The 25,060-nt window shown below is 68.0% G+C and carries 25 protein-coding genes and 5 pseudogenes; 16 read left to right on the top strand and 14 right to left on the bottom strand.

Annotated features, from left to right (window positions below):
* Positions 1-64: 64 nt before the first annotated feature.
* Positions 65-538, bottom strand: coding sequence for a YcxB family protein (locus ACRXBZ_RS00745; RefSeq protein ID WP_246869264.1), 474 nt, complete (start codon positions 536-538; stop codon positions 65-67).
* A 162-nt stretch (positions 539-700) separates the two neighbouring features.
* Between ACRXBZ_RS00745 and ACRXBZ_RS00750 the strand changes: the two are divergent.
* The 3 genes and pseudogenes from ACRXBZ_RS00750 to ACRXBZ_RS00760 all read left to right on the top strand — a co-directional run.
* A pseudogene (locus tag ACRXBZ_RS00750) lies at positions 701-1,090 on the top strand (FadR/GntR family transcriptional regulator); the annotation flags it as partial.
* Between the two features lie 98 nt (positions 1,091-1,188).
* Positions 1,189-1,659: pseudogene (locus ACRXBZ_RS00755) on the top strand (amino acid permease); the annotation flags it as partial.
* Complete coding sequence (locus tag ACRXBZ_RS00760; RefSeq protein WP_433877292.1) at positions 1,656-2,606, top strand: asparaginase; 951 nt, start codon at positions 1,656-1,658, stop codon at positions 2,604-2,606. The pseudogene ACRXBZ_RS00755 and the gene ACRXBZ_RS00760, both read left to right, overlap by 4 nt.
* Positions 2,607-2,680: 74 nt before the next feature.
* Here the strand turns inward: ACRXBZ_RS00760 and ACRXBZ_RS00765 are convergent, their stop codons facing one another.
* The 6 genes from ACRXBZ_RS00765 to ACRXBZ_RS00790 all read right to left on the bottom strand — a co-directional run bounded on the left by ACRXBZ_RS00765 (position 2,681) and on the right by ACRXBZ_RS00790 (position 7,863).
* Positions 2,681-3,268 (bottom strand): GTP-binding protein, encoded by a 588-nt coding sequence (locus tag ACRXBZ_RS00765; RefSeq protein WP_168588977.1) that lies wholly within the window; start codon positions 3,266-3,268, stop codon positions 2,681-2,683.
* Entirely contained in the window at positions 3,249-3,623 is a 375-nt protein-coding gene (locus ACRXBZ_RS00770) for a DUF742 domain-containing protein (protein WP_223838482.1), read from the bottom strand. The genes ACRXBZ_RS00765 and ACRXBZ_RS00770 overlap by 20 nt, the downstream gene beginning before the upstream one ends.
* A 61-nt stretch (positions 3,624-3,684) precedes the next feature.
* The gene (locus tag ACRXBZ_RS00775; RefSeq protein WP_433877293.1) at positions 3,685-4,107 is read right to left on the bottom strand and encodes a roadblock/LC7 domain-containing protein; all 423 of its coding nucleotides are present in this window, start codon (positions 4,105-4,107) and stop codon (positions 3,685-3,687) included.
* 32 nt (positions 4,108-4,139) lie between these two features.
* Entirely contained in the window at positions 4,140-6,557 is a 2,418-nt protein-coding gene (locus tag ACRXBZ_RS00780) for a sensor histidine kinase (RefSeq protein ID WP_433877294.1), read from the bottom strand.
* 86 nt (positions 6,558-6,643) lie between these two features.
* A complete protein-coding gene (locus ACRXBZ_RS00785; RefSeq protein ID WP_433877295.1) occupies positions 6,644-7,420 on the bottom strand; it encodes an MHYT domain-containing protein in 777 nt (258 codons plus the stop codon).
* Between the two features lie 206 nt (positions 7,421-7,626).
* Positions 7,627-7,863, bottom strand: coding sequence for a hypothetical protein (locus ACRXBZ_RS00790; protein ID WP_433877296.1), 237 nt, complete (start codon positions 7,861-7,863; stop codon positions 7,627-7,629).
* A 291-nt stretch (positions 7,864-8,154) separates the two neighbouring features.
* On the opposite strand from ACRXBZ_RS00790, the gene ACRXBZ_RS00795 reads away from it, so the two are divergent.
* Both ACRXBZ_RS00795 and ACRXBZ_RS00800 read left to right on the top strand, forming a co-directional pair.
* Entirely contained in the window at positions 8,155-8,619 is a 465-nt protein-coding gene (locus ACRXBZ_RS00795) for an NUDIX hydrolase (protein WP_433877297.1), read from the top strand.
* Positions 8,620-8,776: 157 nt separating this feature from the next.
* The gene (locus tag ACRXBZ_RS00800; RefSeq protein WP_433877298.1) at positions 8,777-10,003 is read left to right on the top strand and encodes an RNA-guided endonuclease InsQ/TnpB family protein; all 1,227 of its coding nucleotides are present in this window, start codon (positions 8,777-8,779) and stop codon (positions 10,001-10,003) included.
* A gap of 30 nt (positions 10,004-10,033) precedes the next feature.
* Here the strand turns inward: ACRXBZ_RS00800 and ACRXBZ_RS00805 are convergent.
* Positions 10,034-10,165: pseudogene (locus ACRXBZ_RS00805) on the bottom strand (SDR family NAD(P)-dependent oxidoreductase); the annotation flags it as partial.
* 41 nt (positions 10,166-10,206) lie between these two features.
* Complete coding sequence (locus tag ACRXBZ_RS00810) at positions 10,207-10,368, bottom strand: hypothetical protein (protein WP_433877299.1); 162 nt, start codon at positions 10,366-10,368, stop codon at positions 10,207-10,209.
* A 597-nt stretch (positions 10,369-10,965) separates the two neighbouring features.
* On the opposite strand from ACRXBZ_RS00810, the gene gnd reads away from it, so the two are divergent.
* A complete protein-coding gene (gene gnd, locus ACRXBZ_RS00815; RefSeq protein WP_433877300.1) occupies positions 10,966-12,405 on the top strand; it encodes an NADP-dependent phosphogluconate dehydrogenase in 1,440 nt (479 codons plus the stop codon).
* Between the two features lie 16 nt (positions 12,406-12,421).
* Here gnd and ACRXBZ_RS00820 read toward each other — a convergent pair whose 3' ends face one another.
* Positions 12,422-13,375 carry a cupin domain-containing protein gene (locus ACRXBZ_RS00820; RefSeq protein WP_433877301.1) on the bottom strand — a complete coding sequence of 318 codons (954 nt, stop codon included), beginning with the start codon at positions 13,373-13,375 and terminating at the stop codon, positions 12,422-12,424.
* Here ACRXBZ_RS00820 and ACRXBZ_RS00825 point away from each other — a divergent pair.
* Positions 13,338-13,775 (top strand): hypothetical protein, encoded by a 438-nt coding sequence (locus tag ACRXBZ_RS00825; RefSeq protein WP_433877302.1) that lies wholly within the window; start codon positions 13,338-13,340, stop codon positions 13,773-13,775. The two genes, ACRXBZ_RS00820 and ACRXBZ_RS00825, sit on opposite strands and share 38 nt — an antisense overlap.
* A 66-nt stretch (positions 13,776-13,841) precedes the next feature.
* Here ACRXBZ_RS00825 and abc-f read toward each other — a convergent pair whose 3' ends face one another.
* Positions 13,842-15,467, bottom strand: coding sequence for a ribosomal protection-like ABC-F family protein (gene abc-f, locus ACRXBZ_RS00830; RefSeq protein WP_433877303.1), 1,626 nt, complete (start codon positions 15,465-15,467; stop codon positions 13,842-13,844).
* Between the two features lie 667 nt (positions 15,468-16,134).
* Between abc-f and ACRXBZ_RS00835 the strand changes: the two genes are divergently transcribed.
* The gene (locus ACRXBZ_RS00835) at positions 16,135-16,590 is read left to right on the top strand and encodes a VOC family protein (RefSeq protein ID WP_433877304.1); all 456 of its coding nucleotides are present in this window, start codon (positions 16,135-16,137) and stop codon (positions 16,588-16,590) included.
* Positions 16,591-17,175: 585 nt separating this feature from the next.
* Here ACRXBZ_RS00835 and ACRXBZ_RS00840 read toward each other — a convergent pair.
* Entirely contained in the window at positions 17,176-17,679 is a 504-nt protein-coding gene (locus ACRXBZ_RS00840; RefSeq protein WP_433877305.1) for a DUF2505 domain-containing protein, read from the bottom strand.
* Between the two features lie 352 nt (positions 17,680-18,031).
* Here ACRXBZ_RS00840 and ACRXBZ_RS00845 point away from each other — a divergent pair, with 352 nt between their 5' ends.
* Positions 18,032-19,222 carry an RtcB family protein gene (locus tag ACRXBZ_RS00845; RefSeq protein ID WP_433877306.1) on the top strand — a complete coding sequence of 397 codons (1,191 nt, stop codon included), beginning with the start codon at positions 18,032-18,034 and terminating at the stop codon, positions 19,220-19,222.
* Positions 19,223-19,457: 235 nt separating this feature from the next.
* Positions 19,458-20,822 (top strand): MFS transporter, encoded by a 1,365-nt coding sequence (locus ACRXBZ_RS00850; protein ID WP_433877307.1) that lies wholly within the window; start codon positions 19,458-19,460, stop codon positions 20,820-20,822.
* Between the two features lie 134 nt (positions 20,823-20,956).
* Here ACRXBZ_RS00850 and ACRXBZ_RS00855 read toward each other — a convergent pair.
* Positions 20,957-21,295: pseudogene (locus ACRXBZ_RS00855) on the bottom strand (hypothetical protein); the annotation flags it as partial.
* Positions 21,202-21,622, bottom strand: a pseudogene (gene tnpA / locus ACRXBZ_RS00860) (IS200/IS605 family transposase). The pseudogenes ACRXBZ_RS00855 and tnpA, both read right to left, overlap by 94 nt.
* 24 nt (positions 21,623-21,646) lie before the next feature.
* Here tnpA and ACRXBZ_RS00865 point away from each other — a divergent pair.
* The 6 genes from ACRXBZ_RS00865 (at position 21,647) to ACRXBZ_RS00890 (ending at position 24,933) form a co-directional block, all read left to right on the top strand.
* Positions 21,647-21,853, top strand: coding sequence for a hypothetical protein (locus tag ACRXBZ_RS00865; protein ID WP_433877265.1), 207 nt, complete (start codon positions 21,647-21,649; stop codon positions 21,851-21,853).
* Positions 21,854-21,937: 84 nt separating this feature from the next.
* Positions 21,938-22,243, top strand: coding sequence for a hypothetical protein (locus ACRXBZ_RS00870; RefSeq protein ID WP_433877308.1), 306 nt, complete (start codon positions 21,938-21,940; stop codon positions 22,241-22,243).
* A 5-nt stretch (positions 22,244-22,248) separates the two neighbouring features.
* Entirely contained in the window at positions 22,249-22,500 is a 252-nt protein-coding gene (locus ACRXBZ_RS00875; RefSeq protein ID WP_433877309.1) for a zinc ribbon domain-containing protein, read from the top strand.
* Between the two features lie 126 nt (positions 22,501-22,626).
* Positions 22,627-23,235 (top strand): GNAT family N-acetyltransferase, encoded by a 609-nt coding sequence (locus tag ACRXBZ_RS00880; protein ID WP_433877310.1) that lies wholly within the window; start codon positions 22,627-22,629, stop codon positions 23,233-23,235.
* Between the two features lie 505 nt (positions 23,236-23,740).
* Complete coding sequence (locus ACRXBZ_RS00885; protein ID WP_168584141.1) at positions 23,741-24,238, top strand: GVDTG sorting domain-containing protein; 498 nt, start codon at positions 23,741-23,743, stop codon at positions 24,236-24,238.
* Between the two features lie 104 nt (positions 24,239-24,342).
* On the top strand, positions 24,343-24,933 hold the full coding sequence (locus ACRXBZ_RS00890; RefSeq protein WP_433877311.1) for a class F sortase: 591 nt from the start codon (positions 24,343-24,345) through the stop codon (positions 24,931-24,933).
* Positions 24,934-25,060 lie beyond the last annotated feature (127 nt).

Genomic DNA, 25,060 nt, shown 5'->3' on the forward strand with positions numbered 1-25,060 from the left:
CGGACGATCTTAGCGCCAGCGGTGAAAACCCATGCGGGGAAAGGACATGTGCGGGTCCGCCTCGTCAGGCCGGGGCGGGCCGCAGCCGCGCGACGAAGTCCGCGAACTCGGCCTGCTGCTGCGGGGTCATCACGCCCTTCGGGACCACCACGGCCTGCGCCTTGCCGAACATCACGTACCAGACCTCGGGAGTTTCCACCGCGCGCCCGAGACCGGCCCACCAGAGCCGCGACTCGCACAACGGGTAGGAGATCTGCATCCACTCGTCGTTGAGCACCAGGCGGAATCCCTGCTTGATGGCCGCGGCCTGCATCCGCATCACCACCGCCACCAGGATCGGCCCGATCGCGAACACCAGCACCAGTCCGCCGACCACCGCCGTGTACCCGAACGGGTCCGATGGGTCCAGCACGACCAGGAGGAGCCCCAGCAGCGCGAGCACCCCGCCCAGGATGCGGATGAGCATCAGCTGGTTGCGAACCAGGAACCGGATGGTGCGCCGCAACTGCTGCGCGTCGTAGGGGACCTCGAAGTACATCTGCACCGGTGCATATTAGGGCGCGCACCACCGTTTTCACGGCCCCGGGCAGGTATCGAGACTGCAACTTCCTCGGCGCGGTTGAGGGAGCGGCGATCGACGCGCCCTCGAGTCGCGAGGCGCGGGAACACCAGCCGCTCGAGGGCTTGGTCGAAGCACCGGCCACAGTCGTCGACAGCAGCCACACGGGCATCAAACCGTGCACTCACCGAACTGGTGGAGCGGATGGAGCAGGAGACCGACAACACCGCTTGGGTGGCGTTGGACTCGCTGTTCCACATCACCATCGCCCAGGCATCGGGCAACCCGGTCTTCGGGAAGGTGATCGAGGAGATCCGGGACGCGCTGGCCAGGCAGTCGACCCTGCTCAACCGGCTCACCGACCGGCGCACGGCGTCCAACGTCGAGCACCGGATACTCCTCGAAGCGATCGGTCGCGGCGACGAACTCGCCGCGACCGAGGCGATGACCCAGCACCTGACGCGTGTCGAAAGCACGCTCAGCAACATCGTCGGGCCCCAAGACCGCGACCGCGGCGCCCGCAGTGGATGAGAACGGGAAAATCTGAATCCAATGACCGACCAGACCCTGCAGCCGTCGCAACGTGGCGACGGGCCCGCCGACGCCGGTGACGCCGGTTACAGCAAGTCGCGGGCCTGTACTCCACCGGCCGCATCCTGCGGTCGATGTCGATGGCCGGTTCGGCGCCGAAGTTCACCGGCGTGATGAACAAGAACAGCGTGCCCTACGGCGGCATCCTGCTGACCTCCGCGGTCTGCGTGATCGGCGTCGGGCTGAACTACCTGGTGCCCGCCGAGGCGTTCGAGATCGTGCTGAGCTTCGCCTCCATCGGCATCCTCGCCACCTGGGGCATCATCGTCGTCTGCCACCTGCTGTTCGTCCGCAAGGCGCAGCGCGGCGAGGTGACCCGGCCGGGCTCGCCCTACACCGAGACCGTCACGCTCGCGTTCCTCGCATCGGTGGTGATCCTGATGGCCTTCGACGAAATCGGCCGGATCACCCTGATGGCCTTGCCGCTGATCATCATCGCGCTGGTCATCGGCTGGTTCCGGGTCCGCACGCAGATCGACACCTCGGTGCTCGAAAAGGCCGGCGCATGACCCGGACGCCCCCGGTCGGCGTTCCCGCGCACGTGCCGCTCGTGCACGTGCTGCGGGACGGCCTCGTCGAAAGCGTCCACCACGGCTCGGTCGTGGTGGTCGCTCCGGACGGCTTGATCCTGTTCCAGGCCGGCGACGCCGAGACGGCTTGCTACCCGCGCTCGGCGGCCAAGCCGATGCAGGCAGTCGCCATGGTCCGGCTCGGCTTGTCGCTGCCGCCGGACCTGCTCGCGCTCACCGCCTCCAGCCACTCCGGCGAGGAGGTCCACCTCGCCGGCGCGCGGCGCGTGCTGGAGCTTGGCGGATTCACCGAGGCCGAACTCGGCAACCCGGCCGGCCTCCCGTACGACCCGGTCGAGCGGGAGGCCTGGATCGCGGCGGGCCACCCGGCCCGCAAACTGGCGCACAACTGCTCTGGCAAGCACGCGTCGATGCTGCACACCGCCCGGAGGCACGGTTGGTCCACATCGGACTACCTGGATCCCGGGCACCCGTTGCAGTGCGAAATCGCCGCCACCGTCGAGGAGCTGACCGGTCAGCGGATCGCTAACGTAGCCATCGACGGCTGCGGCACGCCGCTGTTCGCCGTCTCGCTGCGCGGCCTGGCCACGGCTGCCGGGCGGATCGCCAGTGCACCGACGGGAAGCCCGGAAGGCGTGGTCGCGCAGGCCATCCGAGCCCATCCGGAGATGGTGGCCGGTTCCCGCCGGGACACCACCGCGCTCATGTCGGCGGTGCCGGGCCTGATCGCCAAGGACGGTTTCGAGGCGGTGCAGATCGCCGCGCTGCCCGACGGCACCGCGATCGCGCTCAAGATCGCCGACGGCTCCGACCGAGCCCGCCTCCCGACGACCATCGCGGCCCTGGAGCTGGCGGGCGTCGACGCGACGCTGCTCGCCCGGTTCACCAGCGACGACCTGAACGTCGCCGACGTCCTGAAGAGCTGACGAACGAGCAAGGGGTGTGAGTGCCGAAAGCTTCGGCGCTCACACCCCTTCGTCCGTCCACAGCGGATCCCCGGTCATCGGCGTTTGGCGTAGATGTGGCTGGCGTGTTCCACCAGGGCGATCAGGACTTCCTTGGCCGAGTCGCGGTCGCGGGCGTCGCACGGGACGACCGGGATGCCCGGGTCGAGGTCGAGCGCCGTGGCTACCTCCTCCGCGCCGAAGCGCCGCGAGCCCGCGAAGTGGTTGACCGCCACGATGAACGGGATCTCGCGGCTCTCGAAGTAGTCCACCGCCGCGAAGCAGTCCCGCAGGCGGCGGGTGTCCGCAAGCACGACCGCGCCGAGCGCGCCCTGCGCGATGTCGTCCCAGAAGAACCAGAAGCGGTCCTGGCCGGGTGTGCCGAACAGGTACAGCGCGAACTTGTCCTGCAGCGTGATGCGGCCGAAGTCCATCGCCACAGTTGTGGTGGTCTTCTGCTCCACACCGCTGGTGGAGTCCACGCCTCGCCCGGCCTCGGTGAGTTGCTCCTCGGTGTGCAGCGGCCGGATTTCGCTGACCGCGCCGACCATCGTCGTCTTGCCGACGCCGAACCCGCCGGCGATCAGGATCTTCAGCGCGGTGCGGGGTGAGCCGGTCCGTTCTTCAGAGCGCGCGAAGGCCATTGATCACTTCCTGCAGGAGGTCTTCACCGGGCAGTTCGCGCGGTGGTGTGGGGCGTTCTACGTGGACGTGTCCGGCGTCGAGGAGATCGGCGAGCAGCACCCGGACGACGCTCAACGGCAGGTCCGCGCGGGCGGCGATCTCCGCGACCGACAACTGTCGGCCCCGGCAGAGGTTGAGGATTCCGGCTTGTTCGGGGGTGAGCGTCAGGTCGTGTTCGGGGGCCGTGGTGGCCACGACGAGCGTGATGATGTCCAGGACGCCGCGGCGCGGCTGGGCACGTCCCCCGGTCATCGCGTACAGCCGCACCAGGGGGCCCGCATCGTCGTCGTACCAGTTCTGACCGGCCCCGCTCACGGCCGGCCGCCTTCTCCGGCTGCGGACGGCTTGCGGCCTCCCCCGCGCCGCGCCGGGTGCGTCATAGTGCACCTCCGGATTCGCCGCGTGAGCGTTCGGCGGCGTGCATGTGGTCGCCGACCTGGTTGATCAGGCGCGCCATCTCGTAGGCGACGAGGCCGATGTCGGCACCCGCCTCGGCGAAGACCGTGAGGCAGGTGCCGCCGCCGGCGGCCACGACGAACAGGTAACCGCCGTCCAGTTCGATCATTGTCTGGCGGACGGAACCGGCGTCGAAGTGCCGTCCGGTGCCCTTGGCGAGGCTATGCAGCGCCGACGCGACCGCGGCGAGGTGTTCGCCGTCCTCGTTGCTGACCCCCGAGGAAACCGCCATGGCCAGCCCGTCGTTGGACAGCAGCAGCGCGAGCCTGACTCGCGGCACGTTGTGGACCAGCTCGTCCAAGAGCCAGCTCAACTCCCCGGAATGTTCGGCCGTCCCAAACATCGGTTTGCTCCTCGATTTGCGGTGGAAGGGGTTCAGGCGTCGTCGGTCGGTGCGCCGCGCCCGCGGGCGAACCCCTGCTGGAGCGCGGACATCATGCTTCGCGCCTGCTCCGGCGACAGCGAGGCCGTCGGGGCCGACTCGGTCTTACTGTCCCGGGAATCAGTTGCTTGCAGGCCAGGGGCGAGGCTCGCCTGCCGGGTCCGGCGGGGCAGGACTTCGGTGTCCTGCTCGACTTCGACAGCAGCTTCCTCGACCGGGGTTTCCTCGGCCGGGGTTTCCTCGGCCGGGGTTTCCTCGGCCGGGGCCGCGCCGATCGCCGCCGGCTCCCGCCAGATCGACTGCCGTGTCGGCGCCGGGGGCTCGACCTTCGCGGGGACCCGGACCGGAAGCCGCGTCGGCGCCGGGGGCTCGACCTTCGCCGGGCCCCGGACCGGAAGCCGCGTCGCGACCGCCTTCTTCGGCAGCGCAGCGGGCTGATCGTCGGGCGCCGCGAACGACTCGGACGGCCATTCAGGCGGCTCCGAGGCCGGTTCCGAAGCAAGGATCGACATCGGAAGCAGCACCACCGCCGTAGTACCACCGTAGGGAGAGCGACGCAGCGACACGGTGCAGCCCTGCCGGTTTGCCAGGCGGCTCACCAGGAACAGGCCCAGCCGGTCGCCCTCGAACAGCTCCAGCTGGTGCGCTTCGGCGATCAAGCGGTTGGCCTCGTCCAGCCGCTCCGGGCTCATGCCCAGGCCGCGGTCCTCGATCTCCACGACGAACCCGGTGCCGACCGGCTCGCCGTGCACCAGCACGGTGCTGTCGGGCGGCGAGAACGTGGTGGCGTTCTCCACCAGTTCGGCGAACAGGTGCGTGATGTCGGAAACCGACGAGCCGAGCACGGACAGCTGGGGCATCCGGCGGATTTCGACGCGCGCGTAGGCCTCGACCTCGGAGACGGCCGAACGGACCAGGTTCATCAACGGCACCGGCTGGCGCCAGGCGCGGCCGGGAGTGGCACCGGACATGATGATCAGCCCCTCGGCGTGGCGGCGCATCCGCGTCGCCAGGTGGTCGACCCGGAACAGGTCTTCGAGCGCCGCCGGATCCTCCGTTCGGCGCTCCATCGCGTCCAAGATGCCGAGCTGCCGGTGCACCAGGGATTGGCTGCGCCGGGCCAGGTTGACGAACACGCCGGAGACGCCCGTGAGCAGTTCGGCGCGCTCGGCCGCGGCCTGCAGCGCCGCGCGCTGCACCGCGTTGAGCGCATCGCCGACCTGGCCGATCTCGCCCTCGCCGGGCGCGACCACCGGGACGTCGGCCTCGATGTCGATCTTCTCGCCGGTCCGGATCCGCCGCATCGCCTGCGGGAGCCGCCGATTCGCCAGCTCCAGCGCCGAGTCGCGCAGGCCGACCAGCTCGATCACCATGCCCCGACCGATCCGGACGGAGACCACCAACGCGAGCAGCACGGCGAGCAGACCGAGGATCACCGTCAGCGCCGCCTGGGTCGTCACCGACTGGCCAGCCGATTCCGCCTGCGCGGCGCCCACGGCACGTGCATTGGCCTGGCTGGCGTCCACCGCCTGCTCCAGGACTCGCACCGCGCCGCGCCATTGGTCGAGGGAGAACGTGCTGGTGGCCGTGTCGAGCATTTCGCTCTGCATCGCGCTGAGTGACCGGTAGGCGTCGCCGTCGACGAGTTGCTGGTATGCGGCCCGGTTCGCATCCGGGAGGTCGGGCAGCAAGCTGGCGGTAAACACCTGCTGGCCGCCGAGGGCGCCGGCGAACGCCCGGTGCTGCTCCGGTGTCATCCGCCCGGAAACGAGCGCCGAGGTCGCCACCGCGTCCTGGCGCGCGATCATCTCGGCCACGCGACTGTGCTGCAGGACGACCCGGGCGGTGGCCGCGGCCTGCCCGTCCTGCACCCTCGTCAACACCTCGTCCACCGCGAAGGCATCGTCGATCGCGGCGGTATACGCGTTGTAGGCGCTGTACCAGTCCGTTTGCTTCGCTACCAGGCGCGGGTGCTCATCCCGAACCTGGTCGAGGCCCCGCACGAGAACGTTGATGCGCTGGTTCACCTCGGGGGCGAGGCTCGCTATGTCGGCCTTGGCCACGGTCACGCCGTCGAGCAGCGCTGCCGCGGCCTCGGCCGTGCGCGCACGCTGCGCGGAGAGCGCCTGCTCCCCCGCGGCCTGCGGAGCGGCCAGGTACTGCACGGCCGCGGCGCGCTCGCCCTGCAGGCTGTCGAACAGGTTCCGCACTGGACCAGCCAGCTTCTCGTTGACCTCCTCGACCTGGTGCAGCGTCCAGGCGTTCTGCACCGCCGAGACCGTGGCCAGCGACCACAGCGCCATGAGCGAGACCACCGGAACGGCGAGCAGCGCCACGGTTTTCGCGCGCACCGACTTCGGCTGCGGCAGACTCGGGAATCTGGTTTTGGAATACCTGCGGGTTTCGGGCATGAACCATCCATCCCGGATTATCGAAGGAGAGCTTGTGGGAGGGTCGATCAATTCACACGATCTTCACGGAACGCGATCGATCGAATTCACCTTGCTACCGGCTCCACGGGCTTCTCAGGTGCTCCCCCGGCATCCGCCGAATCGGAATTCGCCGGCGCGCTGGGCGAAATCGCGACGAACGCCGACGTCAGGAACAAGTACGACCCCAGCAGGACCGTGAGCGGGAAGATGAACTGCATCGGGGACGCTCCGACCACGGCGGAATCCGTCCCGTGCAGGTGGACGCTCACGGCCGCCATGCCCGTGTAGTGCATCGCGCTGACGGCCACGCCCATCACCAGCGAGGCGCCGAACGCGGCCGCCGGGCCGCGGATGTTCAGCGTCGCCCACAGCGCGGCGGTCGCCGCGATCACGGCGATGACCACCGACAATGCGACGATCAGGGGGTCGTAGCTGACCATGCCGGAAAGCCGCATCGCGGCCATCCCCACGTAGTGCATGGCGGCCACCCCGACGCCGGCGACCAGGCCGCCGACCAGCACCGCCGACACCTTGGAACGGCTGTAGCCGACCGCGAAGACGCCGATGCCGACCACCACGATGGCGACCACCAGGCTCAGCACGGTCAACGGAACGTCGTAACGCACGTCGGTGCCCGTGACGTGGAAGCCGAGCATCGCGATGAAGTGCATGGTCCAGATGCCGGTGCCGATCGCGACAGCACCGTTGAGCAACCAGTTGCGCTTCGCACGGCCGGTCGTCGCCAGCGCGCGCACCATGCAGCGCAAGCCGAGCGCGGCACCGACGCAAGCCATCACGTACGACAGGACCGGCGTCAGCCAACCAAAACCGAATTCCGTCATCGAGCCTATCTGACCCATTGTTCCCTAAAGCGTGTAGGCGGCACCTGTCAAGAAGCGACCCTCGTTGCCCCGACCGGCCGGTCACGTCGAAACGACCTTACTCATATCACTCGCCGATCACAACCACGCTCCAAAGTGGATATGTTCAGTGACGATCCGTGCGCGGCGAGTTGTTCTCGCATCCATACGACACCCTTAATCTGCTCTTAATCCAGCGGTGTAACGCCATGAGCATCGCGAAACCCCGGAAAACTCTTCCGGAACAGCGAGCACAGATCATCGAGTCCGTACGGGATGATCGTCTCGAAGTCCTCGCCCTCGACGCGTGGTTGCGGGGCGTCGGGACCGAAGCAGATCTCGCCGAAATGCGCGGCACCATGAACGCCGGAGCCAATCAGGAGATCGCGCGCTGGCTGCGGCGGCACAACGGCACGAGCAGCCACGCGCTGCGCGTCGTCGGCGTCGCCCCCCGATGGCAGGGGCGACCTGCGCCCCGTTGGATTGGTCTCCGACTACCTGCGCGAGGTCGATCCCGAGAGCGCCGGGTGGATCGAGACCGCGCCGACCATCACCGGCCGGTTCGCCGGGGACTCGATCGCGATGGCCGCCCCGGGCTGGGCCCGGATCAGCAAGGCCGAGCAGGATGAGCTGACCGCGTCCCTGACTCGGCTGCGGCTTCGATTCCGCCCCCTGGAAACGCTTTTCGTCTCAATCTTGGGACTAAGGTCGGTTCCATGGTTGATCGGTTTCAGGTCGTTCCTTCCGTTTACATCGCGCTTCGCAGGTCGGACGCCCGGGAGGAGGTGCTGCTGCAGCTGCGCCGCAACACCGGATACATGGACGGGCATTGGGCCATGGCCGCGGCGGGCCACGTCGAATCCGGTGAATCCGTCATCGGCGCCGCGCGCCGGGAAGCCACCGAGGAACTCGGCATCGACATCTCCGCCGAAGACCTCGTACCGCTGTCGGTCATGCACCGAACGCAGGGCGACCACCGGGCGATCAACGAGCGGGTGGACTTCTTCTTCGAATGCCGCCGCTGGACCGGGCAGCCCAGGCGGGCCGAGCCCGAGAAGACCGCCGATCTGCAGTGGTTCCCGCTGGACGCACCGCCGAGTCCGACCGTGCCCCACGAGCAGTACATCCTCCAGCACCTGCGCGCCGGCTCCCTCCCCCAGGTCACCACCTTCGGCTTCTGACCGCCCGTCCTCGACGGGGATTTGACCTTCACCGAAGAAACGTAGTGCGGAGGCCCCCGGATTTATCCGTGGGGAGGAAGCACGTCAAGCCGTGATTAAACGCGTCCAGCGGTAACCATCCCACCAGATGATTACTGGTGTCGGCCTGCTGTGTAAAATGATCAGTGTGAGGACGGCGTACAAGGTTCGGGCCTATCCCGACCCCGAGCAAGCGGCCCTGCTGGGCCGCACGTTCGGGTGCGTACGCCTCGTGTGGAACAAGACCCTCGCCGAACGCCACCGCTCCTACCACGCAACCGGCAAAAAGACCTCCTACAAGGAGACTGACGCCGCGCTGACCGCGTGGAAGAAGACTGAAGAACTGGGGTTTCTGTCCGAGGTGTCGTCGGTGCCGTTGCAGCAGACGTTGCGGCACCAGCACACCGCCTACGCGAACTTCTTCGCTGGACGTGCTCGCTACCCGCGCTTCAAGTCGCGTAACGGACGTCAGTCGGCGCACTACACGCGCAGCGCGTTTAGCCTGCGCGATGGAAAGCTGAAGCTGGCCAAGCACAACGCGCCGCTTGAGTATGTGTGGTCCTGGGGTGCAGAGGTTCTTCAGTCTCTGAATCCGACTATGGTGATCGTTTCCCGCGAGCCTGACGGCCGCTGGTACGTGACCTTCGCCGTGGACACCGACGAGCCCGAACACGCCCCGGCCACCGGCCGCACGGTCGGCGTTGACCTGGGGGTGAAAGACTTCGCTGTCCTGTCCACCGGGGAGAAGATCCCCAACGCCGGTCACGTGGACCGTAAGGCCCGCAACCTTGCCCGCTATCAACGTCAGATGGCCCGCAAGCAGCGCGGTTCAGCGAACCGCCGCAAGGCTAAAGCCAAGGTTGCCCGGGCGCACCGCAAGGTGCGGCACGCGCGGCAGGACTTCCTGCACCGCACCTCAACGGACCTGGTTCGTAACAATGACCTGGTCGCGGTCGAAGACCTCGCGGTGAGAAACATGGTCCGCAACCGGAAACTGGCCAAGGCGATCTCCGATTGCGGGTGGAGCGAGTTCCGGCGCCAGCTCGAATACAAAGCCGAGCGAGCGGGAAAGATCGTCGTTGTCGTTGACCGCTGGTACCCGAGCTCGAAGACCTGCTCGAACTGCGGGCACCTGCTGAAGAACCTGAAACTGTCGGTGCGGTACTGGACGTGCCCCGACTGCGGCACTCGGCACGACCGGGACCACAACGCCGCGAAGAACATCCTTGCCGCTGGTCGAGCGGTAGCCGGGTGGAAATCCGGCGATGCCTGTGGAGCTGGTGTAAGCCGGGGCGAGCTTGCTCGCGCGCAGTCGGCTATGAAGCAGGAAACCCAACCTGTGAAGGTTGGACTCCCCCGCCTTTAGGCGTGGGGAGGAAGTCAACAGGCGCCAGTCCTCGTCGCCGAGGTCTTCCCTGGGGTGGTTGTGCACGATGCCCGCGTTGTTGACCGCGACGTCGAGCGATCCGGCAGTGGTGAGCACGTGCTCGAACGCTGCCTCCACGCTGGCGGAGTCGGTGACGTCGGTGGCCCATGCGCTGCTGGCACACCCTCATCACCCGCCTGTGATCACCCGAGGTCGGCGCAATTTCGCGAGAAATTGACCGTCACCCGGGTGAACGCCAATTTCTCGCGAACTCGACGCCGTGCCGCCCTGCGGTGGCTTCGCCGATGCCCTGCACCGCCGGTGACGATCGCGTTCTTGCCGTAGAGCGCGAAGAGATCAGTCATTTTTCCTTCCCGCGACGTAGTTGGCGGGCACGGGCGTGTACGCATTTCCTCCCCCACACAGGGAGCCTTGATCAACGTCGTCAGCACCGCCGAGGCCGCACCGGACTGGACGTTCGGCATCCGCGCGCTTATGACCAACCTCGCAGCCCGGGGTCTGCTCGCGGGCAACCCGCAGGCATGATCGCGAGCCGCGCCGCGAGGGGGACGAACCGGCCGAGGTCCTGCTCCAACGCCTGAGCTACAGCAGCCGAACCTGATTCCCGGGTGAGCCGGCCGACCGCGTGTGACCGGTAGGTCCGCCGCTTCCCCGCCAGCTGATCCGGCACCGGTTGCGCCGCGAGGCCGCATCCTTCCATCAGCAGGAGGAACGGGGAACAGTCCACGACTCGGAAGACGCCGCCTACCACGAACGCCGCCTGGAGATCGTCGGAGAACTCCGCCCGTGACCCGCAAGATCCGGAAACCCTTTTCCGGCAGCTGAACGCTCCCGGCAATGAGCGCGGTCGGGAACCCTGCGCCGGGTCGGCTGCTGTTCGAGAATTGTCGGGTCAACACACCCGCGCCGCGTCGACGACGCAACCCACAGGAGCTATCCGCATGAGCACTTCAGCGCAGATCGGCGTCACCGGGCTCGCCGTCATGGGGCGCAACCTCGCCCGCAACTTCGCGCGCAACGGCTACGCGGTCGCCGTGCACAACCGCACCGCGTCGAAGACCCGGGCGCTCATGGACGAATTCGGCCACGAAGGCGACTTCGTCGCGACCGAAGCCCCGGCCGATTTCGTCGCCGCTCTGGAACGCCCCCGACGCCTCGTGATCATGGTCAAGGCCGGTGATCCCACCGACGCCGTCATCCAGGAGTTCGCGCCCCTGCTGGAACCGGGCGACATGATCATCGACGGTGGCAACGCGCACTTCGCCGACACGCGACGCCGGGAGCGCGAACTGCGCGAGCACGACATCCACTTCGTCGGCACCGGCATCTCCGGCGGCGAAGAAGGCGCGCTGCACGGACCCAGCATCATGCCCGGCGGATCCGCGCAGTCCTACGACTCCCTCGGACCCATGCTGGAGAAGATCGCCGCGAAGGCCGCCGACGGCGCACCCTGCGTGACGCACATCGGCCCCGACGGCGCCGGCCATTTCGTGAAGATGGTGCACAACGGCATCGAATACGCGGACATGCAGCTGATCGGCGAGGCCTACCAGCTGCTGCGCGACGTCGCGGGCTTCTCCCCCGCCCAGATCGCCGACATCTTCCGCACCTGGAACACCGGCCGCCTCGACTCCTACCTGATCGAGATCACCGCCGAGGTCCTGTCCCATGTGGACGCCGCGACTGGCAAGCCGTTCGTGGACGTGGTCGCCGACCAGGCGGAGCAGAAGGGCACCGGACGCTGGACCGTGCAGCTCGCGCTCGAACTGGGCGTACCGGTGCCGGGCATCGCCGAAGCGGTCTTCGCCCGCTCGCTGTCCGGCCACACCGCGCTGCGCGAAGCCTCCCACGGGCTCGCGGGCCCCGCGGCGAGACCGCTGGGCAGCTCCGAGGCGGCCGCGTTCGCCGACCAGGTCGAGCAGGCGCTGTACGCGTCCAAGATCGTGTCCTACACGCAGGGCTTCCACGAGATCGCCGCAGGCAGCGCGGAATACGACTGGAACATCGACCTGGGTGCGATCGCCTCGATCTGGCGTGGCGGCTGCATAATCCGCGCCGCGTTCCTAGACCGCATCCGCGCCGCCTACGATTCGCGCCCCGACCTGCCGAGCCTGCTCTCCGACCGGACGTTCGCGCAGGAGATTACCGCCGCCCAGGACGACTGGCGGGCGGTACTGGTCGCCGCCACCACCCAGGGCGTGCCGACACCGGGATTCGCGGCGGCACTCGCCTACTACGACGCGCTGCGCGCGGACCGGCTCCCGGCCGCGCTCACCCAAGGCCAACGCGACTACTTCGGTGCCCACACCTACCGCCGGACCGACCGCGAAGGTTCGTTCCACACCCTCTGGGCGGCAGACCGCTCCGAAGTGCCGGCCTGACTCGCTTCCGCCCCGGCTACGCGGTTACGGCGCGGCCGTAGCGGTCTTCCAGGCGGACGACGTCCGCCTGCCACCCTGGATCCGCCGTGGAGGCTTCCAGCAGGACCACGTCGGACACCGCGGTGATCCGGTGCAGAACCCCGGACGGGATGCTCGCCGTCTGGCCGGGGCTGAGCTCCATCCGGAACAGCGACGTCCGGCTGGGCCCGATGTCGAGCAGCGCGAAGCCGGACTGGACAGCGACCGTTTCCTCCTTCTTCTCGTGGTACTGCAGCGAAAGCGCCTCACCCGCGCGGATGTGCAGCACCTTGCCGACGTATCGGCCTTGCACAACGGCGAAGATCTCCTCGTAGCCCCAGGGCTTTTCGATCCGGACCACCGTTGCGAGGCTGGACAGCGCGAACTCTGCGACGTCGGTCACGACGATCCATTCCTTTCCAGTAAAACGCCAACTCGAATGCGCGTTCGGGCGGGCCGCGAACGCGCGGACGGCGCGTTCGCGTGTGTCTCGACGACCTGGCGGCGCACAACGAACCAGCATTTGATTCCCCCAAGCGCGCGGCGCGAAGCACCGCGGACTTGGGCACCATAACGCCGGAAAAGCGAAGCCGCCCAGAGCTGGAGGCACCCGGGCCGATACCGCTACCGGATTGGACGACAGGCGGCGACGTGTGCTTCGGAAGTGACAACAGGGGCTGGTGGGGCCCGCGACCGGGCGCGTCAGGGAGCGGGGGTCGGGCCCCGCGGCCGGCACGTGGCGCGGCGCCCGCCAGGCGTTCAGCTCGCGCTCGGCGACCGCTGCCTGCGACAGCAGCTCGGCGTCCTGCCGGTAGCCCGCCTTGAGCAGCAACCCGACCGGCAGCTCGCCGACCGAGCCAGCGGGCACCGACACCGACGGGTAGCCCGCCACCACCGCCGGGGTCGAGGACGGGATGACGTCCTCGGCACCGCGCTCGCAGTCCGTGGTCAACGCCGGTGGGTTCGGGCCGAGTCCGGAGGACGACCCGTTCAACCTCGCGCTGGAGCTGCAGAACCTGCAAGCCCTGGCCGCCAACTACCGGCGGGCCGGTGCCCGGCACCTCGTCGTCGCGGGAGTGATCGAGGCGCGTTCGGCCATCAGCCGCTACCAAGCGGCCTTGGACTCGACCGGCATCCTGCTGGTCCGGCTCGTCGTCGACCCCTCCGTGGCCCGAGACCGCCTCCGGGACCGGCACGCTGACGACGAACCCAGCCTGCGCTGGCACCTGGACCGCGCGAACGAACTCGCCGAGATCCTCGACGCGGCCGGACTCGACGACCTCGTGCTGGACTCCTCCCACGAGCCGCCGACGAGCCTCGCCGCCGAGGTCCGCGCCGCGGCCGACTGGTAGTCCCGTGAGTCTTCTGGCTGCTACAGCAACCCAGAAGACTCACGGTTGGCGTTGCCAGCGCCCGTTTCAGGCTGGTGCGCCAGTTTCCACCAGGCTGCCGTCGGCGAGGCGAAGCCAGCGGTTCACGCCGATGTTCGCGAGGAACCGCTCGTCGTGACTCACCACCACGAACGCGCCTTCGTAGGCGTTGAGCGCACTTTCGAGCTGCCCGACGCTCACCAGGTCGAGGTTGTTGGTCGGTTCGTCGAGCAGCAGGAGTTGGGGGGCCGGTTCGGCGAACAGGACGCAGGCCAGGGTCGCGCGCAGCCGCTCGCCGCCGGAGAGCATCCCGACCGGAAGGTGCACGCGGGTGCCGCGGAACAGGAATCGGGCGAGCAAGTGCATCCGCTGCGACTCCGGCATTTCCGGCGCGAAGGCGACCAGGTTCTCCAGCACCGTGCGGTCGAGGTCCAGCAGGTCCAGCCGTTGCGAGAGGTAGGCGATACGGCCATCGGCGTGTTTCGTGCTGCCGCCCTCCAGATCGCCGTTGATCACGCGCAGCAGCGTGGACTTCCCGGCGCCGTTGGGCCCGGTCAGCGCGATCCGCTCGGGCCCCCGGATCGCCAGGGAGACGCCTTCGCCAGCGAAGAGGTCTCGCTCCCCGCGGCGAACCCGCATCCCTTCGCCGAGGAAGACCGTGCGCCCGGCCGGCACGTTGGTCCCGGGCAGTTGCAGCGAGATCCGCTGCTCATCGCGCAACGCACGTTCGGCCTCGTCGAGCCGCGCCTTGGCCTGGTTGAGCCGCGCGGCGTGCGTCTCGTCGGCCTTCCCCGCCGACTCCTGGGCGCGTCGCTTCCGCGCCCCGGCGAGGATCTTCGGCAGCCCAGCGCTCTCGATGTTGCGGGCGGCGTTGCTGGCCCGGCGCTGCGCCCGCTCGCGGGCCTGCTGCATCTCCCGCTTCTCGCGCTTGACTTCTTGCTCTGCGCTGCGGATGTTCTTCTCCGCGACCTCCCGCTCGGCGTGCACGGTCTCCTCGTACACCGTGAAGTTCCCGCCGTAGTAACGGATCTCGCCCTGGTCCAGTTCGGCGATGCGGTCCATGCGGTCGAGCAGCGTCCGGTCGTGGCTGACCAGCAGCAGGCAGCCCTGCCAGTCTTCGAGCACGCCGTAGAGCTTGCGGCGCGCGTCGACGTCGAGGTTGTTGGTCGGTTCGTCGAGCAGCAACACGTCGGGCCGCTTCAGCAGCTGTGCCGCCAGGCCGAGCGAGACGACCTGGCCGCCGCTGAGGGTGTGCAGACGCCGGGTCAAGGAGACGTCCCCGAGGCCCAGCCGTTCCAGCTGTGCGCGGGTGCGTTCCTCGATGTCCCAGTCGTTGCCGACCGCGGCGAAGTTCTCCTCGCTCGCATCCCCGGACTCGATGGCAGCAAGGGCCCGGAGCACCGGCGCGATGCCCAGGACCTCGGCCACGGTCGGATCGCCGTCCAGAGGCAAGCTCTGCGGGAGGTAGCCGAGCACCCCTTCGACGGACGCGGAACCTCCGGTCGGCCGGTACTCGCCGGCGATCAGCTTCAGCAGCGTGCTCTTGCCCGCGCCGTTCGGGGCCACGAGACCGGTGCGGCCGCCGCCGATGGTGAAGGAGAGGTCCTGGAAGACCGGCGTGTCGTCCGGCCAGGAAAAGGACAGGTTGAAGCAGGTGATGAACGCATCGGACATGTGTGAGAGCCCTCGTGGGTGATGCGGGCGCACCAAGGCGGCCCGGAGGAGAACGATGGAACGACGACATGGCCACGACGGCGGCGCGCACGAGCGCCTGCAGGTGGCAGATCACGTCCGGGTATCACCCGGAGATGTCGTCGTCACCAATCACGTCTGGTCTCCCTCACTCGCAATCCACTCCACCGTAGCAACAGGGCTCCGGGCGGTGCCACCGGGTTTTGCGGATCGCTGCCCGGCCGAGGACGCCCGGGCCGGTGCCGAAGTGGACGGCGAGCCGACTTTCAGCAGCCGTGCGACGGAAGCGGTGGGTTTCGTCGTGCTCGACAGGCCCGCGGAACCGGAAGAACCGCCTGGTGCGCGAAGACCCTCGCCCGGTTCGAGGTGCCCCTGGCGATCCACGTCATCGACCGGATGCCCACCGCATCTGGTACGAACGGGTTCGAAGATCCGCGCCGCGACCCTCCGCGAGTGGGCCCGGCCGCACCACGAGGCGAAGACGGCGCCTGGACCTGGGAGTGCGTGAATCCCCGAGGCGGGAAGGCATCGGTGGCGGTCGCGCTGCGTCCGCCGCCAACCGGGTGTTCCATTGTTGGTCGGGGTCCACCCACCGCTCGCGGAGCCGAACGCCGATCCAGGTACCGGTCGGTACCGCGAAAGGAGGCTCATGCTTCGAGAGGACTGGCCGACACCCGAGGAAGGCCTCGTCATCACTCATTTCCTCACCGTGCGCGACGTCGCCCGCTCACGGGAGTTCTACGCCGACATCTTCGGCGGACGGGTCGTGCTGGAGGAGAACCCGGCGATCGTCAAGGTAGCCAATTCGTGGATCATCATGAACCCGGGTGGCGGTCCCACTCCCGACAAGCCCGACGTCGTCCTGGAGCCCCCGGATCGGCCCACCACGGTGTCGGCCTTCATGAACGTGCGCGTGGCCGACATCGCCGCCTTCCACTCCGCGGCGAGCCGGAAGGGCGCCGAGTTCCTCACCGAACCCATCGACCGCAAGGCCGAGATCCGCTGCTACATGCGCGATCCCGACGGTTACCTGATCGAAGTCGGCCAGGCCACCGGGATGCTCGAAGGGATCTTCGCCGACCGGCCGGCGGATTCGGGACGCTGACCCGGCGGGATGCCGCTGCTGGACGATGCCTCGCCCGGCAGCGGCCGGCTGGGACGTTCCTGTCGCATCGCCTCGTGGAGTTTCATCCTCGAAGATCTGCCGGTTGAACTCGCTGCAGTCCAGGCCGTGCCGTGCTCGCTGGGGTTGACGCCGCCGTGCTCGGTGACGAGATCCGGGTTCTCCTCGGCCACGGCACGCATCTTCGCGACTCCGTCGGGTTCGAGCGGTGCCCGTAGAAGGCCGCCAGCTCATGCCGGTCGGCACTCGTCCAAACAGGACCGCCGCAGTCGCATGCCCCCAAGCGGAGTGGCCGATTTCGGAGCCGGCAAGCGATAGTCGGGGCTTACCGTGTTGACCAGCGCGGCTTCCCGCGCACCGGTCCCGGACGCTGGGCAGATCACGACCAGCCGGACACCTGACCCGTCTGGGCACGGTGCGACGCGCGCTCCGGACACTGTGGACGGATGACAGGATCCGCCCGGAAGGCGGGCGCGGAAGTCACCCGCTGGGTGCCGACCACGAGAGCACTCCACATCGGACAGCGCGTCATCGCGGACATCGGCACTTGGAAGCAGAGCCAGGTTGTCAGCCGTGCCGGGACAACCAGTCGACCGTGAATTCGTGCTCGGCCGCCAGGAGGCTGTGCACCTCACTCGCGAAGAGGTCTTCCAGTTTGCCGCCGAGCAGCGGGATGCCTACCTTCACATCGCCCGCTACGACGAACTCGCACCCCGCCGGCGGCAGGTCCCGCAGCCGCTGCGAAGCCGTGATCGCCTGCGGCACGGCCAACGCACCCGCCGTCACTTCGCCCACGTAACCACCGTCGTCCTCACGACGCCAGACCTCGCTGCGGTCGATCGAGAGGTCCCCGCCGACGACTGCGCGCGCCACCGAGGGGATCGCCTCGGCGCGCACGCCCTGGCGGATCCGGAACCGCGCGCCGGTTGCGGTCGCCTCGTGCTCGGCCAATTCGTTGTCACCGCCGAGCACTCGCAGCCGCTCGCGGAGGCAGTCGGGGTCCGTCAGCGCTGCGAACACCCGAGCGGCGGGCCACTCGTAGGTGCTCCGGTACTCGATCCTGCGCGTCATGCAGAGAAGGTTACTGCCGATTTCACGACGCTGCGGTTATGAACCGGTGTCCGGGGGCGACCGGTTCGCGTCACCTCCGCGACCTCGGCCCCCCCACCGCCGCCAACTCGCTCGAGCTGCCCACCGGTGGATCATCTCCGGGGGCGGCCCCGCGTTGCCCGAGCTACGGCGAATCCAGCGCACAATTATCCTCATTGGACGATTTCGCGCGCTGTGGTGACGCGCAGCGGGTCGCAACCGTCCAACGTGGGCCTGCGCGGCCGAGTGCGTCGAGTTGAATTAATTCGGTGGCGTGGCGCGGGAAAACCGTAGATCATTGCTGCGTCAAAGTCTCCGAGAGGCAGGAAGAACGATGTACGCGGCAGTTGAAGGTGCACGGGTGCCGATCCGGATGTGGGCTGACCCTCAGTCGGTCGAAGACGCCGCCATGCGCCAATTGCACAACGTCGCCAACCTGCCATGGGTGCACGGACTCGCCGTGATGCCGGACGTGCACTACGGCAAGGGCGCCACCGTCGGCAGCGTGATCGCCATGCGCAACGCCGTGTCCCCGGCGGCGGTCGGCGTCGACATCGGGTGCGGGATGAGCGCCGTGCGAACGTCCCTGACCGCTGCCGATCTGCCGGACGACCTGCGTGTGCTGCGCGGCCGGATCGAATCGGCCGTGCCGGTCGGCTTCGCCATGCACCGCACCCCGGTGAACCCGTCGCGCGTACCCGGGCTGAGCGGCTGGCAGGAGTTCTGGTCCGTCTTCGGGGAGCTGCACCCGGGCGTGCAGAACCTCCAGGACCGGGCGCGGGCGCAGATCGGCAGCCTCGGCGGCGGCAACCACTTCATCGAGGTCTGCCTGGAGCAGGGCGGCCCGGACGTCGGCCGCGTGTGGCTGATGCTGCACTCCGGTTCCCGCGGGATCGGCAACGAGCTGGCGAAGCGGCACATCGACATCGCGCGGCGCCTCCCGCACAACGCGGACCTGCCGGACCCGGACCTCGCGGTGTTCGTGGCGGGCACGTCGGAGATGCAGGCCTACCGCCGGGACCTGTTCTGGGCGCAGGACTACGCGGCGCGCAACCGCGCCACGATGCTGGCCCTGGTGCAGCGGGCGCTAGCCGAAACGGTGCCGGGGACCAGGTTCGACACGCCGATCTCGTGCCACCACAACTACGTGGCCGAGGAGAGGTACGACGACGTCGAGGTGCTCGTCACCCGCAAGGGCGCGATCCGGGCGGGCGGGGGTGATCTCGGCATCATCCCGGGCAGCATGGGCACCGGGTCGTACATCGTGCGCGGCCTCGGCAACGAGCGGTCGTTCCAGTCCGCCTCGCACGGCGCCGGTCGGCGAATGTCACGGAACAAGGCCCGCAAGACCTTCACGGCCGCTGACCTGGAAGCGCAGACGGCCGGCGTGGAGTGCCGCAAGGATGCCGGCGTGGTCGACGAGATCCCGGCCGCTTACAAGGACATCGATTCGGTGATCGCCGCGCAAACCGACCTGGTCGAGGTGGTGACGCACCTGAAGCAGGTCGTCTGCGTCAAGGGGTGAACGCCGGGTGCCTCGTGGCCCGACCGCCGAGGCACCCGGGCCAACCGGCAAAACGAAGCACGGGTCTTTCCCCGGGCGTGCCGACGGCGAAGGCAGCTCCTTGAAACCCGGATCGCCGCCCGATCTGCCCGAATGACGGCAGTTAGACCACCCGAAGACCACCGCGAAGTTCGGCCGCAACGCGGCCTTTCGAGTGGCTCGGGTGGCGGCGGGCTGGTCTGATCGCAGGATGGATGTGGCTGCGAATCCGGTCGCTGCGGCTCGGTGGGACTGGCGTTCGGTGATCTGCTGGGCGCTTTGGGGCTGGGGATCATCGGCGTTTAACACCGTGATCCTCACCTTCGTGTTCACCGTGTACCTGACGGGCTCGGTGGCGAGCGACCCGCAGACCGGGTCCAAAGCGCTCGGTGTCACGCTCACCATCGCCGGAGCGTGCATCGCGCTGATCGCGCCGGTGACCGGGCAGCGCAGCGATGCCGGCGGACGGCGCAAGCGGTGGCTGGCGCTGCACACCGCCCTCGTAGTGGTCAGCACGGCCGGGCTGTACTTCGTCCAGGACGTTCCGTCCTTCCTGCTGCTGGGCCTGGTGCTGGTCGCCGTCGGCAGCGTGTTCGTGGAGTTCGCGGGCGTGAACTACAACGCGATGCTGCTCCAGGTCTCGACGCCGGCGTCGATCGGCCGAATCTCGGGATTCGGCTGGGCGATGGGCTACTTCGGGGGGCTCGTCGCGCTGGCGATCGTCCTGTTCGGGTTCGTGCAACCCGAAATCGGCCTGTTCGGCGTGACCTCCGAGGACGGACTCAACATCCGCGTCGTCGCGCTGTTCGCGGCCACGTGGTTCGCGCTCTTCGCGCTGCCACTGCTCATCTTCGTTCCCGAGGCCCCATCGCCTGCGGATCAAGTCCAGCGGTCCTTCCTGACCGGGTACCTCGTGCTGGGCAAACGGCTGGCGCGGATGTGGCGCACCGACCGGAGCACGTTGGGATACCTGGCGGCCAGCGCGATCTACCGGGATGGGCTGGCCGCGATCTTCACCTTCGGCGGTGTGATCGCGGCGGGCACCTTCGGTTTCAGCCCCGGCGAGGTGGTGGTCTTCGCGATCGCGGCGAACCTGATCGCCGGTGCCAGCGCTTACCTGGGCGGTCGAGCGGACGACCGGTTCGGCCCGAAGCCCATCATCGTCACGTCGCTGTTCGGCCTGGTCGTGGTGGGCAGTTCGATGGTGGCGCTACCCGGCAAGGCCGCTTTCTGGGTGTGCGGGCTGCTTCTGGCAGGTTTCCTGGGACCGACGGAATCGGCCAGCCGGACCTTCCTCGCACGCATCGCCCCGCCGGGGAGGGAAGGCGAAACGTTCGGCCTCTACGCCACTACCGGACGGGCCGTCAGCTTCCTCGGACCACTGGCCTTCAGCGGCTTCATCGCCCTGTTCGGCACCCAACGCGCAGGCATGGCCGGGATCGTCCTCATCCTGCTGATCGGCCTGCTCGCGATGATTCCCGTCCGAGCCCCCCAACGCACCGGCGCGGCGACCACCGGCACGTCCAGGAATGCCGCGGTCATCAGCGAATCGTCGAGCAACGCCTCGATCCCGAACCGGTAGACGGCGCTCAACCCGACCGGCGTCGACGCCGCGAGGACGCGTTGGCGGACCTGGTCGACCAGACGCCGCGTGCACCGGGCGAGCAGCGCGTCCATCAGCTCGTGCTTGCTCCCGAACTCGCGGTAGATCGCTCCCTTGCCGATCCCCGCACGGCGAGCGATCCGCTCGACGGTGACTCCGTCGAAACCATCGCGCAGCACCAAACCTCGGCGGCATCGAAGATCGCTCCCACCCGGTTGGGGATCAGCGGCCGCGGCACCTGATCTCACCTCCTCGTAGTGACCAGAACTTCGACTTTGGTCACCGAAGAAACGTAGCGCGGATGCCCCGTCTTTTAGGGCGGGGGGAAGCGCATCAATTCCGTGCTTAAGCCGACCACTCAGGCAGCGGGGCGGGTTTGCCGTTCGATGTACTGGCGCACCACGGAAATCGGTGCGCCTGCGACCGACCCGGCAAAGTAGGAGCCCGACCACAACCAGACACCTCTCCAGTAAGCGAACCGCAGGTCTTCGTGCTCCTTACGCAACAGCCGGGAGGATACCCCCTTTGAGGGAGTTGACCAGTTTCGACACCGCGACCTTGGGTGGGAAGCTGACCAGCAGATGCACATGGTCAACTTCGCCGTTGAACTCTTCCAGTTCGGTTTCGAAGTCGCCGCATACCTCCCGCATGATTTTTTCCATGCGGGTCAGGTGTGCGTCGGTGAACACGGGGTGCCGGCACTTCGCGACGAAAACCAAGTGAGCATGCACGAGGAAAACTACGTGTCTTCCTGTACGGAACTCGCTGTCGATGGCCATAAACCCAATGCTACGGTGATCCATATGGCAGCAACAGTGAAGACCGAGGATGCCGGGCACGCCCGGTACACCTATCGGCTTCGTTTGTCGCTGACCTCCCGGCATGCGCTGCTGGCCGAGTGGGATCGGTGCCGGTGGGTATGGAACCAGTGCGTGGCCACCTCCCGTCAGGCGTACCGTGCGGGCGAGAAATGCGGTCCCGCGCACCTGTGCAAGCTGCTGACCGGATAGCGCAGTGAACACGACTGGCTGAGTGCCGGCGGTTCGGTTCCGCAGCAGATCATCCGTGACTTCGCCAAGTCCCGCGCCAAGGCGTTGAAGGACGTCAAGGCCCGGTTGCCGATGCGGCAGCGGGCGGGCATGCCGAAGTTCAAGAAAAAGGCGCTCGCGCGTCCGAGCTTGAACTACACGCTGCGCGGGTACCGGATCACCGACGGTCGCCTGCACCTGACGGGTGGCATCGTGTGCACGGTGGTGTGGTCCCGCGAGCTTCCCTCCGCGCCGTCGTCGGTGCGTGTGTACCAGGACGCCCAAGGGCACTGGTATTGCTCGTTCGTGGTCGCGACCGAGGTACGGTCGTTGCCGCTGATGCTGCGATCTCGGCCACGAAAAACGAACTGATCACGATGGGGCGCAAGCACGGCCGCCTGGTGATGCTTGTCGATCCGAAGCACACGACAATGGACTGTGGACAGTGCGGGGCGAGAACCAAGCACGCGCTGCCGCTGTCGGAACGAACCTATACCTGTACCGCGTGCGGGCACGTCTGTCCGAGAGACAAGAACTCCGCGCGTGTGATGCTGGTCCGGGCTGGGCTGTACCCGGCTGGTGTTGAGGGCGCAAGACCTCCCGAGGCGCTGCCCCGGGAGGCTGCCTGAGCCAGGAATCCCCACTACGCCTGGAGACGAGGGACGAAAAATCCCCCGCCTTCAGGCGGGGGAGCAGTCAATATAGCGGGGTAATCGGCTTGCCCAGCGGGACTTGGACGGGAAAGAGTTGGCCTCGTGGCCATCCAGTTCCCGCTGACGAGTGCTCGCCTGCAGGTTCGCCCGTTCCGGACCGAGGACCGCACCGCGATCCACGCGGTCTACGGCGACCCCGAGGTGATGCGCTACGTCGCGTACGGGAACGCGGTCCCTGCCACGGAGAGCGCGGCGATGGTCGATGACTACATCCAGCACCAACGCATGCACGGCTACTCGTTCTGGGCAGTGATCGAGCGCTCGACGGGCCGTCTCATCGGCGACGCCGGGTTCGAGGCGCGCGACGTCGGCGCCGAGTTCGGCTATACGCTGGCACGCCAGTCGTGGGGTCAAGGCCTCGCCACCGAGGTCGGGCAGCTCTGCCTCGCCGCGGCATTCGACCAACTCCGCCTGCCGGAGCTGACGGCGGTCGTCGATCCCCGGAACCCCGCCTCGGCGCGCGTGCTCGACAAGCTCGGATTTCGGCCACACGGCGAATGTTTCGAATACGGCAGGCCGCACCGCAGATACCTGATCACCGCCGAAAACTGGCGGCGAGGCTGTCCTAGCGAGCCGATTGCAGGCACCTTTCCGACTTTCGCCCGCCACTCCCGAGGACGCCCCAGACGAATTGATCGAGAATTTCTTTGAACAATTCGATCACGGCGTCGATCATTTTTTCAAAGTCATTTTCCGGCGACCCTGAACTATTGATCTCCGAAGACGGCAGATCACAAATGCGATCGATCTAGCTATTTGGACGATCGCCACGCCTGGACACATCACGATGGTGACGATCTGTGACTGCACCCCCCGATCTCGCAGGCTCGATCAACGTACAGGGGACATCTTAGGCGCCGCGAACGTGTCGACCTCACCTTGAGTGAGGAGTGTTCCCAATTGGACATATCAACAGCACCACGATCGTAGGATCATGCATTTCTGCCGCTGCCGACCGGAAAGACCGTGTTTACCGTTACGAATAGTCGCCTTCCGGATCTCGCGAGGCGATTTGGGGAAAATGATCTCGAATGCGGGATTCTCGCGCATTGATCAAAAGGAGGCTCGAGTGTCCTCAACGCTTGTTCGCCTTGGCGGGATTGCCGCCTTCGTGTTGGGTACTTCGATCGGTCTTGCTCCACTGGGGAGCGCTGAAGTGAATTCGGCGACACCACCGCTGGTCCGCACGGCCGACGACAAGTGCGATAAACCTGGGGAGTGCCCAGCGCCGCCGCTGCTGCCGTGCAACTTCGAAGAGTGCCCGCCTCCGTGCGTGGAGAACTGCCCGCCGGAGGAGGTCGCGCCGCCGCCCGCACCACCGGCAGCGGTGCCGCCGGCGGTGCCACCGGCAGCTGTGCCTCCGGCCCAGCCTCCGGCAGCGGTGCCACCTGCGCAGTCGCCGGCACAGCGGCCGTCGGCTAGGCCGACATCGGCCAGGCCGCAGGTCGTCCCGACGGCCAAGCCCACCGTCCCGCCGACGCCGCAGGTCGTGCAGAAGCCGGTCGGCGCCGTTCCGGCGGGTGGCGGGGCCACGGCACAGGACGACTCCGGCGTCTCCGGCCCGCTGCTGGCAGCAGGCGGCGCGGCGGTCGTCGTCCTGGCGGCCGGTGGCGCTTACGCGCACCGACGTCGGCGTGCCGAGTCGCAGCGCTGATCCAGCCGGGATGGTGGTGTGCGCTCCGGAAGCGCACACCACCATCCCGCACGAATGCCCGCACACAGGCGGAACTCGCCGTCGCGGAAGCACGGAGGTGGAACGTGAGAGCTGGAGTTCTAGCCTTGTGGATCACCTTGCTGCTGTCCGCGGCGGGCGCGGCGGTCTTCGGCCCGGCGGGCGCGGATTCCGCACCGCCGCCGGCCGCGGCCCCCGCACCGGTGGTACCGGCGACGTCGGTGCCGGGCGATCCCCATCCCATCGGGATCGCCATGCCGTCCATCCGGGTGGCGTCGAGCCTCGTGCCGCTGGGGTTGAACGCGGACGGTTCCGTCCAAGTTCCCCCGATCGAGACGCCCAGGCAGGCGGGTTGGTACGACGGCGGGCCGGGAGCGGGCGAGGTCGGCCCGTTCGTCGTACTGGGCCACGTCGACTCCTACACCGAGGCCGGGGTGTTCTACCGGTTGCGCGATCTCCGCGCCGGTGACCGGATCCGGGTCGACCGCCGGGACGGTTCGCAGGTCACCTACCTGGTCGACCGCATCGAGCGGTTCCCGAAAGACAAGTTCCCCACCGACGCCGTGTACGGCGACGTGCCCCGCCCGGAGATCCGGCTGATCACGTGCGGCGGGGATTTCGACAAGTCGCGCCGCAGCTACGAGGACAACCTGATCGTGTTCGGCCACCTCGCCTGAGATCAGCGCGCTCGAGCTCATCAGGTCACGGGGGCGAGCGCGACCTCAGCCGGGCTCGCGGGAACCTGCGCCGGCAGCTCTACCAGCACGGATCGTCGCCCGAGCGGGACGTAATCCGCGCGCTCGG

The sequence above is a fragment of the Saccharopolyspora hattusasensis genome, assembly GCF_050972075.1.
Classification (GTDB): Bacteria; Actinomycetota; Actinomycetes; order Mycobacteriales; family Pseudonocardiaceae; genus Saccharopolyspora; species Saccharopolyspora hattusasensis.

Coding starts and splice junctions, on each gene's coding strand:
- ACRXBZ_RS00825 (WP_433877302.1), top strand. CDS start 13,338: ATGACGTCCTCGGCACCGCGCTCGCAGTCCGTGGTCAACGCCGGTGGG.
- gnd (WP_433877300.1), top strand. CDS start 10,966: ATGAGCACTTCAGCGCAGATCGGCGTCACCGGGCTCGCCGTCATGGGG.
- ACRXBZ_RS00795 (WP_433877297.1), top strand. CDS start 8,155: ATGGTTGATCGGTTTCAGGTCGTTCCTTCCGTTTACATCGCGCTTCGC.
- ACRXBZ_RS00845 (WP_433877306.1), top strand. CDS start 18,032: ATGTACGCGGCAGTTGAAGGTGCACGGGTGCCGATCCGGATGTGGGCT.
- ACRXBZ_RS00785 (WP_433877295.1), bottom strand. CDS start 7,420: ATGACGGAATTCGGTTTTGGTTGGCTGACGCCGGTCCTGTCGTACGTG.
- ACRXBZ_RS00800 (WP_433877298.1), top strand. CDS start 8,777: ATGATCAGTGTGAGGACGGCGTACAAGGTTCGGGCCTATCCCGACCCC.
- ACRXBZ_RS00875 (WP_433877309.1), top strand. CDS start 22,249: ATGGGGCGCAAGCACGGCCGCCTGGTGATGCTTGTCGATCCGAAGCAC.
- ACRXBZ_RS00745 (WP_246869264.1), bottom strand. CDS start 538: ATGTACTTCGAGGTCCCCTACGACGCGCAGCAGTTGCGGCGCACCATC.
- ACRXBZ_RS00760 (WP_433877292.1), top strand. CDS start 1,656: ATGACCCGGACGCCCCCGGTCGGCGTTCCCGCGCACGTGCCGCTCGTG.
- ACRXBZ_RS00765 (WP_168588977.1), bottom strand. CDS start 3,268: ATGGCCTTCGCGCGCTCTGAAGAACGGACCGGCTCACCCCGCACCGCG.
- ACRXBZ_RS00780 (WP_433877294.1), bottom strand. CDS start 6,557: ATGCCCGAAACCCGCAGGTATTCCAAAACCAGATTCCCGAGTCTGCCG.
- ACRXBZ_RS00810 (WP_433877299.1), bottom strand. CDS start 10,368: ATGACTGATCTCTTCGCGCTCTACGGCAAGAACGCGATCGTCACCGGC.
- ACRXBZ_RS00865 (WP_433877265.1), top strand. CDS start 21,647: ATGGCAGCAACAGTGAAGACCGAGGATGCCGGGCACGCCCGGTACACC.
- ACRXBZ_RS00840 (WP_433877305.1), bottom strand. CDS start 17,679: ATGACGCGCAGGATCGAGTACCGGAGCACCTACGAGTGGCCCGCCGCT.
- ACRXBZ_RS00775 (WP_433877293.1), bottom strand. CDS start 4,107: ATGTTTGGGACGGCCGAACATTCCGGGGAGTTGAGCTGGCTCTTGGAC.
- abc-f (WP_433877303.1), bottom strand. CDS start 15,467: ATGTCCGATGCGTTCATCACCTGCTTCAACCTGTCCTTTTCCTGGCCG.
- ACRXBZ_RS00835 (WP_433877304.1), top strand. CDS start 16,135: ATGCTTCGAGAGGACTGGCCGACACCCGAGGAAGGCCTCGTCATCACT.